This window comes from Sphingopyxis panaciterrulae, assembly GCF_014199295.1.
GTDB classification, from domain to species: domain Bacteria; phylum Pseudomonadota; class Alphaproteobacteria; order Sphingomonadales; family Sphingomonadaceae; genus Sphingopyxis; species Sphingopyxis panaciterrulae.
In genome coordinates this window covers 819,483-830,985 of record NZ_JACIJH010000001.1, presented here as the reverse complement: position 1 = coordinate 830,985, position 11,503 = coordinate 819,483, and the positions used below count along the sequence as shown (strand labels likewise).

The window sequence follows — 11,503 nt, the reverse complement described above, 5'->3', positions numbered from 1 at the left end:
TTCAGGGGAGGAATCATGCACCTTACAACATTTATTCTGGCTGTTGCCCTGTTGACCGCCGCCTTCGCGCACCCGGCCATGGCCGCAGATAGCTCGGCGATCTGGGAACCCGATGGCCCATGGCAGCTCGATCAACAGCCCGACCAGTGCAGCTTGCTGCGCCGCTTCGCGTCGGGCGATCAGCATCTTTCGCTTCAGTTTCAGCCGACCTTCTTTTCCACCAGCTATGATGTCATCCTCGCCGGTTCGGGCGTCGCCGCCGGCCTGAAGCCCGGCAAGGTCCGCTTTTCCCTGGAAGGCTCCGACAAAGAGCAGGTCGTCGATGGCCAGCCGGGAACCGCGACAGGATCATCCGCCCCGCTTCTGCGCTGGACCGTGTCGGACGACGGCGCTTTTCCGGACAGCGTCGGAGAAGACCAGATCGTACAGATCGCGATGCCCGACCAGTTCGCTGCCGCGCTGAATCTGCGCGGGGCAAAGAAGGCGCTGGCGGCAGTACGCGACTGCCAGGATCGCATCGCCGCGGCGCAGGACGTCGACGCCCCCGCCGTACGGCGTCAATCAAGCGCGCCGGTTCCTGCAAACCATCCCGGCTATTGGGTTACATTCCAAGACTACCCGCAGGAAGCGATGCGTGCCCACATGCAAGGAATCGCAAAATTCCGTCTCACCATAGACCGCAAGGGTCTAGTAGACACATGCCATATCACATCGACGTCCGGCTATACTCTGCTCGACGAGGAGACCTGCAAACTACTGAAGGCACGTGCCAGATTCAAGCCAGCGCTCGGTGCCGATAGACAGCCTTCAATCGGCTATTATTCCAACCGGATCTCATGGGCTATCCCCTAAGGACCCCGTTCGCATCGGCGTGATAAGTCGTTTCAAAAACCTTGCCGCATAGGAAAGGGTGCTCCCACGAGGCCGCCGGGACCGGCGATGCGGGCCATGACGTCACCTCGCGCGCTCGCGGCCCCGTTCGATGACCGCCCGCCGCCGCGCCTCGACCTCTTCGGCGCGCACCGTGGCGTTTGCGGCCTTCGACCGCTGCTGCTCGAGCGCCATCGCCTCGCCGAAAGGCAGTGCATAGCCGTCGTCGATCAACCGCTTGTAGCCGTGCACCATCGCCGGGTCGGCGCTGGCGATATCGCGCGCGAGCGCCTGCGCCCCCGGGAGCAGTTCGTCGGGCGCAACGACGCGATTGACAAGGCCCCAGTCGCGCGCCGCTTCCGCGCCCAGAAAGTTGCCGGTCAGCGACAATTCCTTCGCGCGGCCGAGCCCGACGATGCGCGACAGTTTCTGCGACAGGCCCCAGCCCGGCATGACGCCGACGCGCGCATGGGTGTCGGCGAAGCGCGCGTTCGTCGAGGCGATCAATATGTCGCAGGCGAGCGCGACCTCGAAGCCGCCGGTGATCGCGACACCGTTGATCGCACCGATCACCGGTTGCGGGCACAGTTCGATGGCCTTCACCGGATTCTCGTCGGCGCTTTCCGCATTGGCGGCGCCGAGATTGGACGTGTCGGCGCCGAGTTCCTTGAGGTCGAGCCCCGCGGTGAAGGCGCGTGTCCCCGCGCCTGTCAGCACGATGGCGCGGATACCGTCATCGGCGGCGAGCCCCCGCATCACCGCCGCCAGTTCGGCGCGCAGCGCCCGCGACAGCGCGTTCATCGCCTCCGGGCGGTTGAGCGTCACGGTGGCGACGCCATCTTCGCGGGTGACGAGAATCAGGGACATGTCTCTACTCCCAAAAAGAAAAGGGCGGCCGCAACGGACCGCCCCCTTGTTTCATGCCATTCCGGCCCGGATCAGATCTTGCCGGTCAGTTCGGGCACGGCGTTGAAGAGGTCGGCGACGAGGCCGAGGTCGGCGACCTGGAAGATCGGGGCGTCCTCGTCCTTGTTGATCGCGACGATCGTCTTCGAATCCTTCATGCCGGCGAGGTGCTGGATCGCGCCCGAGATACCGATCGCGAAATAGACGTCCGGCGCGACGATCTTGCCGGTCTGGCCGACCTGATAGTCGTTGGGGACATAGCCCGCGTCGACCGCGGCGCGCGACGCGCCGAGCGCGGCGCCGAGCTTGTCGGCGAGCGGGACGATGACTTCCTGATATTTTTCCGAGGAACCCAGCGCGCGACCGCCCGACACGATGATCTTGGCCGAGGTGAGCTCGGGACGCTCCGACTTGGCGATCTCGGATCCGACGAAGCTCGACAGGCCGGCATCGCCGCCAGCGCTGACGGCTTCAACCGTGCCCGAACCGCCGGTCGCGGCGGCCTTTTCGAAGGCGGTGCCGCGGACGGTGAGGACCAGCTTCGCATCTTCGCTCTCGACGGTCGCGATGGCGTTGCCGGCGTAGATCGGTCGGGTGAAGCTCCTGTCGCCCTCGACCGACAATATGTCCGAAATCTGCATCACGTCGAGCAACGCGGCGACGCGCGGCGCGATATTCTTGCCCGTCGTGGTGGCGGGCACGACGAAGGCGTCGTGGCTCGCCATCAGTTCGGCGACGAGCGGCGCGATATTCTCCGGCAGGTTGTGCGCGAAGGCGGCGTTGTCAGCGACATGCACCTTGCCGACGCCGGCGATCTCCGACGCGACCTTGGCGACGCCGTCGACGCCCTCGCCCGCGACGAGGAGGTGGACTTCGCCGAGCTTCGACGCCGCGGTCACCGCGGCGAGCGTGGCGTCCTTGACCGACGAACCGTCATGTTCGACCCAAACAAGCGTTTTCATATCTAAACTTCCCTCTAATCCGTTCGGGCTGACCCCGGACCCGATCCGGGGCCTGCCCTTTCTTTCGATGGTCCCGAAAAAGAACAGCCCTTCGACAAGCTCAGGGCGAACGGGGGTGGAGTGTCTTAGCTGTGGACGCCCATGGCCTTCAGCTTGGCGACCAGTTCATCGACGTCGGCGACCTTGATGCCGGCCTGGCGAACCGGCGGCTCGCTGACCTTGAGCACCTTGACGCGCGGGGCGATGTCGACGCCATAGTCGGCGGGCGCCTTGGTATCGAGCGGCTTGGACTTCGCCTTCATGATGTTGGGCAGCGACGCATAACGCGGCTCGTTGAGGCGAAGATCGGTGGTGACGATCGCGGGGAGCTTCAGCTTCACCGTTTCGAGACCGCCGTCGACTTCGCGGGTCACGCTGACGCTATCGCCTTCGACATTGACCGCGCTGGCGAAGGTGCCCTGCGCCCAGCCGGTGAGCGCGGCGAGCATCTGGCCGGTCTGGTTGTTGTCGTCGTCGATGGCCTGCTTGCCGAGGATCACCAGACCCGGCTGTTCGGCGTCGGCGATGGCCTTGAGGATCTTCGCGACGCCCAGCGGCTCGACCGCATCGTCGCTCTGCACCAGGATCGCGCGGTCGGCGCCCATCGCGAGCGCGGTGCGCAGCGTTTCCTGCGCCTTCGCCGGGCCGACGCTGATCGCGACGATCTCGGTCGCGACGCCCTTTTCCTTCAGGCGGATCGCTTCTTCGACCGCGATCTCGTCGAACGGATTCATCGACATCTTCACGTTGGCGAGATCGACGCCCGTGCCGTCGGCCTTGACCCGCGGCTTCACGTTGTAATCGAGCACCCGCTTCACGGGGACGAGGATTTTCATGGCTCTTAAAGCTCCTCTCAAAAATTGTGCACCGCGCCATAATTGGCGTTTACGTAAACGTCAACCTGCAGTCCGACTTCCTCTCCCCTTGGGGGGAGAGGATAGAGGACTTGGTCCACCAGGACCTAGTCGGACTTGGCGAAGGTCCGGACGTTGCCGCCCTCACCGCTGCGACCAGGCAGCAAGCTGCCAAGTCTCGCTGCCTCTCCCCCAAGCGGAGAGGCAATGCTTCATCACGCCGCCTTCGCGACCTCGGCGACGATCTTCTTTGCCGCGTCGCCCAGATCGTTGGCCGCAACGATCGGCAGGCCCGAGCCCGCGAGGATGTCCTTGCCCTGCTGGACGTTCGTGCCCTCGAGACGGACGACGAGCGGAACCGAGAGGTTCACTTCCTTCGCCGCGGCGACGATGCCCTCGGCGATGATGTCGCACTTCATGATGCCGCCGAAGATGTTGACGAGGATGCCTTCGACCGCGGGGTCCTTCAAAATGATCTTGAACGCCGCCGTCACCTTTTCCTTGCTCGCGCCGCCGCCGACGTCGAGGAAGTTCGCCGGGAAGGCGCCGTTCAGCTTGATGATGTCCATCGTCGCCATCGCCAGACCCGCACCATTGACCATGCAGCCGATGTTGCCGTCGAGCTTGATGTAGGCGAGGTCATATTCCGACGCCTCGACCTCGGCCGGGTCTTCCTCGGTCAGGTCGCGGAGGTCAGCGATATCCTTGTGGCGGAACATCGCATTGCCGTCGAAGCCCAGCTTGGCGTCGAGGACGAGCAGTTCGTCGCCGTTCGCGCCTTCGCAGACCGCGAGCGGGTTGATCTCGATCTGCTCGGCGTCGGTCGCGAGGAAGGCGTTGTAGAGACCGGCAAGGACCTTCGCGGCCTGCTTGGCGAGGTCGCCTTCGAGTTCGAGCGCGGCGGCGACGCTGCGGCCGTGGTGCGGCATCAGGCCGGTCGCGGGGTCGATGACGATGGTGTGGATCTTGTCGGGCGTGTTGTACGCAACGGTTTCGATGTCCATCCCGCCCTCGGTCGAGGCGACCACCGCGATGCGACTGGTGGCACGGTCGACGAGCAGCGCGAGATAATATTCCTTTTTGATGTCGGCGCCGTCGGTGATGTAGAGGCGATTGACCTGCTTTCCGGCCTCGCCGGTCTGGATCGTCACCAGCGTGTTGCCGAGCATTTCGCGGGCGTGGCTTTCGACTTCCTCGAGCGTCTTGGCGAGGCGGACGCCGCCCTTCGCGTCGGGACCGAGTTCCTTGAACTTGCCCTTGCCGCGGCCGCCGGCATGGATTTGCGACTTCACGACATAGAGCGGCCCGGGAAGCTGCTTTGCGGCTGCAACAGCCTCTTCGACGCTCATCGCGGCAATGCCCCGGGGGACGGCAACGCCAAATTTCGCGAGCAGTTCTTTCGCCTGATATTCGTGGATGTTCATGAGCTCAGCCGGGCCTTTCGACTCTGGAAACGGGAGATATGCGACGCCGCCTAAGCACAAAGGCGCGCGGATTGCCACCCCCCGAGACGCGGGGATTCGCATGGATCGGGCATAGAAAAACTTCGGCTCAGCGCAGCGCGCAGACCGCGGCCGAACTCGTCGTGACCCCCAATATCTCCGGATCCCCCAGCGCGCGCACCTTGTGCAGGAACTGGTCGGGCGTCAGGTCGGCGACCCGCCGCCCCCTCAGGCTTTCGAGCGAGGACAGGCGCCGCAATTGCAGCAGCGACAGCCGGTCGACCATGCGGTCCGCCATGCAGGTCGCCATCGCGTTCGACAGCCCGGCATTGGCGAGCCCGGTGCGCAGCCGCGTCTCCGGCGTCGCGCAGCCGGCAAGCGCGAGCGCCAGCAGCGCCAGCGGGAGCCAGTGCCGCGGCGCGCGCATCTCAGCGGCCATGAAATTCGGCCACGGCACCCGACACCGCCTGCATCAGCGCCATGCGCTGCACGATCGGCGAGGTGGTGGTCCCCAGCATCACGACGATCGCATAGCGCGTGCCGTCGGGCGCCGTCGCGATGCCGATGTCGTTGTAGCCGGCGGTCATGCCCTTGTAATCCTGTCCGGTGCCGGTCTTGTGCAGGAACGTCCAGCCCGTGGGCAGCCCGGCCTTGAGGCGCCGCGGGCCGCTGTGCGTGCGGCTCATCACGCCCAGGATATATTGGGTCGAGTCGGCCGACAAAAGCTGACCGCGGGCGAGGCGGGTCAGCGCGCGGCCGATCGCCGCCGGACTCGCACCATCGGGCGGGTCGGCCAGATAGGCGTCCATCGCCGCCTTGCGCGTCGCGTCGGGCAGCGCCGCCCGCGCCTGTTGAAAGGCACGTCCGACCGAATAGCTCTGCTGCCACTTGAGCCCCGCCGTGCCGCTCTGCAACAGCCGCTCGCCGGGGCCGAAGCGAATCTTGCCGAGGTCGTGCTTCGCAAGGAAACGGCGCACCGCCTCCGGCCCGCCGACGGTGCGCAGCAGGCTGTCGTTCGCGCTATTGTCGCTGTGCGTGATCGCGGTTTCGATCAGGTCGCGGACGGTCATCGTCACCGAGCCTTCGGAGCGCACGCGCGCGGCGAGCGGCTGGTGGAACAAGGTCAGGTCCTCGGGACCGATCCGTACCTTCTGGTCGAACGACAGTTCGCCGCGGTCGATCGCATCGAGCACGGTCAGCGCCACCCACAGCTTCGACACGCTCTGTTGCGGGAATAATTCTTCGCCGCGCTGCGACAATTCCCATTCGCCGTCGATGCGGCGCACCGCGATGCCGGTCTTGCCGGGGAAGCTGCGCCAGAGCTGCGTGATCCGCGCCTCGAGCCCGGCGGGCGGGCGGCGGAAGCCGGGGTCGATCACGCCGGGCGGCGCCGGCGCAGGCTGCGGCGCGGGCGCGGGTTCGCCGATCGGCACCGTCACCGATCCGTTCGGCCCGCGCACCGGACCGCGTTCCCGCGGCGTCGGGATCATGGCGCTGCCGACGCATCCTGTCAGAACGACCGAGCTCATCGCCACCGCGAGCAGTCGTCTGCCGGTTATTTCAATTCTCATCCAAACCCCGAATATTGCGACCCGCACTCTCCCCGGCCGTATCGGCCGGGGTTCGTCGTCCCGCAGCGCCCGCAAGCGAACCAGCGATTTGCGACGAACGATTCTTCCCGCACGACAAGCAGCGGAACCCCATGGTATCAAGGGGCGGGGTCGGCACGAACCCGCTGCGGAAACAGTTTCCGCAGCACCGCGAGCTTCGGCGCGTCCCAGCGGACGATATAGGCGTTCGCGGGGTGCCGCCGCATGAAATCCTGATGATAGGCCTCGGCGCGATAGAAGGCCTTGTAGGGCTCGATCTTCGCGGCGATCGGCTTTGCGAAATAACGCCCCTTGCCGATCTGCGCGAGATAGGCGGCCGCGACGCGGCGCTGCACCGCGTCGAGCGGCACGATCGCGGCACGATATTGCGATCCGACGTCGGGGCCCTGCCGGTTCTTCAGCGTCGGATCGGCGACGACCGAAAAGAGGATGCGCAGCAGCGTACCATAGCTGACGACGCGCGGATCATAGGTGATGCGCACCGATTCGGCGTGGCCGGTGGTGCCGCTGCCCGTCTTGTCGTAGCGCGCGGTCGCCTTGCTGCCGCCATGATAGCCGGCCTCGACCGCGATCACGCCCTTGACGTGGGAAAAGACGCCCTCGACGCCCCAGAAGCAGCCGCCGGCGACGATCGCGGTGGCGCGGCTCGCCCTGATCGCGGGATCGACGGCGGCGGCGGGCAGCTTGACGACGCTCTCTGCCTGGACCGGCGCGCACTGCGCCAGCAGCGCGGCCGCGAGCGCCGCGGCCAGCGGGCGCCGCAGCGTCACGGCAGCGGCGGCACCGCCGGCGCGCCCAGGACGACGATCAGCGTGCCGATCGCAAAGCCGGCGAGCATCGAATAAAGCCAGTCGGAACGGAGCATGGCGAGCATGGGAGCCTCTTTCTCTTTTTCATTCTGTCGTGCCGTCGCCATGGCGCCCCCCGGACCATCGCGCAGTGACCGCGCTCACCCTTGCACCGGCAGAGCTTACCATCCGGTGAACCACATGGTGAACCGAGGTTAAGAAAAGCCTCAGACCAGCGCGGCGCACGCCTGCTGGATGCGCACGCACGCGTCCTTGAGCACCGCTTCCGACGTCGCATAGGAAACGCGGAAGGCCGGCGACAGGCCGAACGCCCCGCCGTGGACCGCCGCGACGCGCGCCGCGTCGAGGAAATAGTCGATCAGCATCTCGTCATTCTCGATTGTCTGGCCCGAGGGCGTCTTCTTGCCGATGCAGCCGCTGGCGTCGGGATAGACATAGAAGGCACCGTCGGGGACGGGGCACGACAGGCCGGGCGCGTCGTTGAGCATCGCGACGACCATGTCGCGACGCTTGCGGAACGCTGCGTTGCGTTCCTCCAGGAATTGCTGCGGCCCGCCCAGCGCCGCGACGGCCGCCGCCTGCGCGACCGAGCAGGGGTTCGACGTCGACTGCGACTGAAGCTTGCCCATCGCCTTGATGATCCACGCCGGGCCGCCGGCATAGCCGATGCGCCAGCCGGTCATCGCATAGGCCTTGGAACAGCCGTTCACGGTCAGGATGCGGTCGGCAAGGTCGGGGCAGCGCTGCGCCAGCGTCGAGAAGGCGAAATCGGCGTACCAGACATGTTCGTACATGTCGTCGGTCATCACCATGACATGCGGGTGGCGGCGTATCACCTCGCCCAGCGCGTCGAGTTCCTCGGGCGAATAGGCCGCGCCCGACGGGTTCGACGGCGAATTGAACAACACCCAGCGCGTCTTTTTCGTGATCGCCTGGTCGAGCTGCGCCGGCGTGATCTTGTAGTTCTGTGCCGCCGACGCCTCGACGATCACCGGCGTGCCGCCCGCAAAGGCGACGATGTCGGGATAGCTGACCCAATAGGGCGCGGGGATGATGACCTCGTCGCCCGCATCGACCGTCGCGACGAGCGCGTTGAACAGCGTGTGCTTGCCGCCGACGTTGACGCTGATCTGGTCGAGCCCGTAGTCGAGGCCGTTGTCGCGGCGGAACTTGCCGCGGATCGCTTCCTTGAGCGCGATGGTGCCGTCGACCAGCGTATATTTGGTCTGGCCGGCGCGGATCGCCTCGATCGCCGCTTCCTTGACGAAATCGGGGGTATCGAAATCGGGCTCGCCCGCGCTGAGGCCGATGACGTCGACCCCCTCGGCCTTCAGCGCCGTGACGCGCGCGGTCATCGCGAGCGTCGCCGACGGCTGGATGCGGTTGAGGGCGGCGGAGAGATGCGGCTTCAGCGACATGGAAGAGGCTTTCCGGGGCTGCGGATGGACAGGAAATTGCGCGCGCCGCGCCTATCGCGTCCGCGCGCCATTCGCAAGGCGCGCGACGGATAAATTAGCTATGCAGGTCGATGACAGCAATTTGTAGTAACAAAATTCTTGACCGTAGCGTCCATTGTTACTATAAAAATGCGTGATAATAGTTTGGGACGAACCGAAGCGCGCGGCGAATCTTGCCAAGCACGGCATCGACTTTGCCGATATCGGTATCGACTTTTTTCTGTCGGCCCTTGTCCGGCCTGCAAAGATGGGACGGTATGCGGCGTTCGGCAAACTGAACGGCACGATTGTGGTCATCTTCGCAATGCTCGGAACCGAAGGAATTTCGATCATATCCGCCCGCCCCGCGAATTTGAAAGAAAGGAGATTCATGCCATGACCGAAGGAAAATTCAGTCAGGCGGATGCGGACGCAGTGTCCGACAATCCGGAATGGACCGCCGAAGACTTCGCCAAGGCGGTTCCGTTCGACAAGGCGTTTCCCGACTTGGCGGCGAAAATGCGCGCGACCCGTGGAAAGCAGAAGGCGCCGACCAAGGTCAGTACGACGCTGCGCCTCGACCGTGACGTATTGGAGCGATTCAAGGCCAGCGGACCGGGGTGGCAGTCGCGCATGAACAAGGCACTGCGCGCTGCTGCCGGAATTTGATCCGCCTGTCCGGCGCCATCCATAGCTTCGGCTATGAGGAACCCGTTTCCGCACCGTCCGCGAGCCGCGCGGGCACCAGGCCGCGCAGCGAATTGCCAATGAAGAAGCCGCCCGCGAGGTCGGCGACGCGCAGGTGCGATTCAACCGCGCGGGACCGGTCGATCAGTTCGGCGCGCAGTACGCCGGGAAGCAGGCCGAGCGACAGCGGCGGGGTGAGCAGCACGCCATCGCGCTCGACGAAGATCGTGCTCCAGCTTCCTTCGGTGACGAAGCCGGGCTCGTCGACGAACACCACTTCGACCGCGCCGCTTTCGGCGCGCGCCGTGTCATAGGGCGCGCGCAGGCTGGTCTTGTGGACGAGGCGGAAATCGCCGGCGGCGAGCGGCGCCGGGCGCACCGCGACCGTAACCGGCAGTTCGGCGAGGCGGGGCAGCGGCGACACCTCTATCGCCAGCGCGCCCGACCGCGCGAGCCGCATCCGCACCCGCGCCGCATGGCGCAGGCGAAAGGTCGCCGACTGCAGGCTGTTGCGCGCGCCGTGCCGGTCGAAGGCGAAACCGAGCGCCTCAGCGCTCGCCTTCATCCGCGCGAGATGCCCCTCGAGGCGCTGAACCCCCTCGACCGGATCGAAGGGCATCGTTTCGATGAGGTCGAAGCTTTCCCCCGCTGCGCCCACAAATTCCCCCTTGGCCAGACATTCGCGCCATTCCTCGGCCGGCTGGCTGTCGGCGACGATCCCGGAACCGAGCCCCAGCGTGGCGCAAGCGGGCCTACCCTGCAAGTCCCTGTCCTGCAACGCATTGTGCGGAAAGACCAGCGTCCGGATCGCGACGTTGAACGCCGCGTCGCCGCCCGGTTCGATGAAACCGATCGACCCGGTATAGAGCCCGCGCGGCTCCGCCTCCAGCTCGGCGATGACCTCCATCGCGCGCACCTTTGGGGCGCCGGTGATCGACCCGCAGGGAAAGGCGGCGCGCAGCACGTCGACCGCGCCGCGCCCTTCGGGCAGCCGCGCGGCGACGTCGGAGACGAGCTGGTGGATGGTCGGGAAACTTTCGACCCGGAACAGCTCGGGCACCGCGACCGACCCGGGCGCCGCGACGCGCGACAGGTCGTTGCGGATCAGGTCGACGATCATCAGATTCTCGGCGCGCTGCTTGGGATCGGTCGCCAGTTCGCGCGCCGCCGCGGCATCGGCCTCGGCATCGCGAAGGCGCGCCGCGGTGCCCTTCATCGGGCGCGCCACCACCTGCCCGCCGCGCAGCGCGAAGAAGAGTTCGGGCGACAGCGAGGCGATCGCCTGCCGCCCGGTCCACAGGAAGCCGCCATAGCCCGCCCGCGCCGTGCGCCGCAGCCGTGCATAGGCGGCGAGCGGATCGCCGAGCACCGGTACATCGGCGCGAAAGGTCAGGTTCGCCTGATAGATGTCGCCGGCGCGGATATAGGCCAGCACCGCCTCGCACGCCGCCAGATAGTCGGCGCGCGCAAGGCGGGGTGCGGGCGGGCCGATCCACGCGCCCGCGGAGTCGGGCAGCCGATCGGGCACCGCGTCGGCGTCGATCCGCTCCACCCGCTCGAACAGGCTAAACCAGCCGAGCGGCGGCGCTTCGCCATCCGCCTCGACCGCACCGCGCCACGCGGGCGCCAGCCCCTTACCGGCCTCATAGGCGAGATAGCCCGCGGCGAAGAGGCCGCGCGCCTGTGCCGCCTCCAACGCGTCGAGCAGCGCCGGAACCTCGCGCGCGTTTCGGGCCACCAGCGTCTCGACCGGATCGCGGAACAGCCGCGCCGGCACCGCCCCCTCCGCGCGCGCATCATCGAGCAGGACGAAGGGCGGGCTGTCTGGCTCCGGGATGGGGATGGCGCTGTTCATGTCCTGCCCCGCCGCCCTAGCCTTGCCGTGGGG

Annotated in this window: 12 protein-coding genes; 3 read left to right on the top strand and 9 right to left on the bottom strand. The window is 66.5% G+C overall.

The window, feature by feature from the left end; all coding sequences use genetic code 11:
- Positions 1-15 precede the first annotated feature (15 nt).
- Positions 16-852: an energy transducer TonB gene (locus tag FHR21_RS03910; RefSeq protein ID WP_184095443.1), complete on the top strand. Its 837-nt coding sequence runs from the start codon at positions 16-18 to the stop codon at positions 850-852.
- 102 nt (positions 853-954) lie between these two features.
- On the opposite strand, the gene FHR21_RS03905 is transcribed toward FHR21_RS03910, so the two are convergent.
- From FHR21_RS03905 to FHR21_RS03870, 8 genes are all read right to left on the bottom strand, one after another.
- Positions 955-1,737 (bottom strand): enoyl-CoA hydratase, encoded by a 783-nt coding sequence (locus tag FHR21_RS03905; protein ID WP_184095441.1) that lies wholly within the window; start codon positions 1,735-1,737, stop codon positions 955-957.
- A 71-nt stretch (positions 1,738-1,808) separates the two neighbouring features.
- The gene (locus FHR21_RS03900) at positions 1,809-2,738 is read right to left on the bottom strand and encodes an electron transfer flavoprotein subunit alpha/FixB family protein (RefSeq protein ID WP_184095439.1); all 930 of its coding nucleotides are present in this window, start codon (positions 2,736-2,738) and stop codon (positions 1,809-1,811) included.
- 125 nt (positions 2,739-2,863) lie between these two features.
- On the bottom strand, positions 2,864-3,613 hold the full coding sequence (locus tag FHR21_RS03895) for an electron transfer flavoprotein subunit beta/FixA family protein (RefSeq protein WP_184095437.1): 750 nt from the start codon (positions 3,611-3,613) through the stop codon (positions 2,864-2,866).
- Positions 3,614-3,846: 233 nt separating this feature from the next.
- A complete protein-coding gene (gene sucC / locus FHR21_RS03890) occupies positions 3,847-5,055 on the bottom strand; it encodes an ADP-forming succinate--CoA ligase subunit beta (protein ID WP_184095435.1) in 1,209 nt (402 codons plus the stop codon).
- Between the two features lie 127 nt (positions 5,056-5,182).
- Entirely contained in the window at positions 5,183-5,512 is a 330-nt protein-coding gene (locus tag FHR21_RS03885; RefSeq protein WP_246427012.1) for a hypothetical protein, read from the bottom strand.
- Positions 5,502-6,602, bottom strand: coding sequence for a serine hydrolase (locus FHR21_RS03880; protein ID WP_246427011.1), 1,101 nt, complete (start codon positions 6,600-6,602; stop codon positions 5,502-5,504). Before FHR21_RS03880 ends, FHR21_RS03885 begins: the two co-directional genes overlap by 11 nt.
- Before the next feature lie 179 nt (positions 6,603-6,781).
- On the bottom strand, positions 6,782-7,447 hold the full coding sequence (gene msrA, locus FHR21_RS03875) for a peptide-methionine (S)-S-oxide reductase MsrA (protein WP_184095608.1): 666 nt from the start codon (positions 7,445-7,447) through the stop codon (positions 6,782-6,784).
- 251 nt (positions 7,448-7,698) lie between these two features.
- On the bottom strand, positions 7,699-8,910 hold the full coding sequence (locus FHR21_RS03870; protein ID WP_184095431.1) for a pyridoxal phosphate-dependent aminotransferase: 1,212 nt from the start codon (positions 8,908-8,910) through the stop codon (positions 7,699-7,701).
- Between the two features lie 172 nt (positions 8,911-9,082).
- On the opposite strand from FHR21_RS03870, the gene FHR21_RS03865 reads away from it, so the two are divergent.
- Positions 9,083-9,328 (top strand): BrnT family toxin, encoded by a 246-nt coding sequence (locus tag FHR21_RS03865; protein ID WP_184095429.1) that lies wholly within the window; start codon positions 9,083-9,085, stop codon positions 9,326-9,328.
- Positions 9,325-9,597 carry a BrnA antitoxin family protein gene (locus tag FHR21_RS03860; RefSeq protein ID WP_184095427.1) on the top strand — a complete coding sequence of 91 codons (273 nt, stop codon included), beginning with the start codon at positions 9,325-9,327 and terminating at the stop codon, positions 9,595-9,597. The genes FHR21_RS03865 and FHR21_RS03860 overlap by 4 nt, the downstream gene beginning before the upstream one ends.
- A 31-nt stretch (positions 9,598-9,628) precedes the next feature.
- Here FHR21_RS03860 and pabB read toward each other — a convergent pair whose 3' ends face one another.
- The gene (gene pabB, locus FHR21_RS03855; RefSeq protein ID WP_184095425.1) at positions 9,629-11,470 is read right to left on the bottom strand and encodes an aminodeoxychorismate synthase component I; all 1,842 of its coding nucleotides are present in this window, start codon (positions 11,468-11,470) and stop codon (positions 9,629-9,631) included.
- Positions 11,471-11,503: the final 33 nt, after the last annotated feature.

Excerpts from the sequence above, each read along its gene's own strand:
- FHR21_RS03860 (WP_184095427.1), top strand. The coding sequence starts at position 9,325 with ATGACCGAAGGAAAATTCAGTCAGGCGGATGCGGACGCAGTGTCCGAC.
- FHR21_RS03870 (WP_184095431.1), bottom strand. The coding sequence starts at position 8,910 with ATGTCGCTGAAGCCGCATCTCTCCGCCGCCCTCAACCGCATCCAGCCG.
- FHR21_RS03895 (WP_184095437.1), bottom strand. The coding sequence starts at position 3,613 with ATGAAAATCCTCGTCCCCGTGAAGCGGGTGCTCGATTACAACGTGAAG.
- FHR21_RS03885 (WP_246427012.1), bottom strand. The coding sequence starts at position 5,512 with ATGGCCGCTGAGATGCGCGCGCCGCGGCACTGGCTCCCGCTGGCGCTG.
- FHR21_RS03900 (WP_184095439.1), bottom strand. The coding sequence starts at position 2,738 with ATGAAAACGCTTGTTTGGGTCGAACATGACGGTTCGTCGGTCAAGGAC.
- sucC (WP_184095435.1), bottom strand. The coding sequence starts at position 5,055 with ATGAACATCCACGAATATCAGGCGAAAGAACTGCTCGCGAAATTTGGC.
- pabB (WP_184095425.1), bottom strand. The coding sequence starts at position 11,470 with ATGAACAGCGCCATCCCCATCCCGGAGCCAGACAGCCCGCCCTTCGTC.
- FHR21_RS03880 (WP_246427011.1), bottom strand. The coding sequence starts at position 6,602 with ATGAGCTCGGTCGTTCTGACAGGATGCGTCGGCAGCGCCATGATCCCG.
- FHR21_RS03910 (WP_184095443.1), top strand. The coding sequence starts at position 16 with ATGCACCTTACAACATTTATTCTGGCTGTTGCCCTGTTGACCGCCGCC.
- FHR21_RS03905 (WP_184095441.1), bottom strand. The coding sequence starts at position 1,737 with ATGTCCCTGATTCTCGTCACCCGCGAAGATGGCGTCGCCACCGTGACG.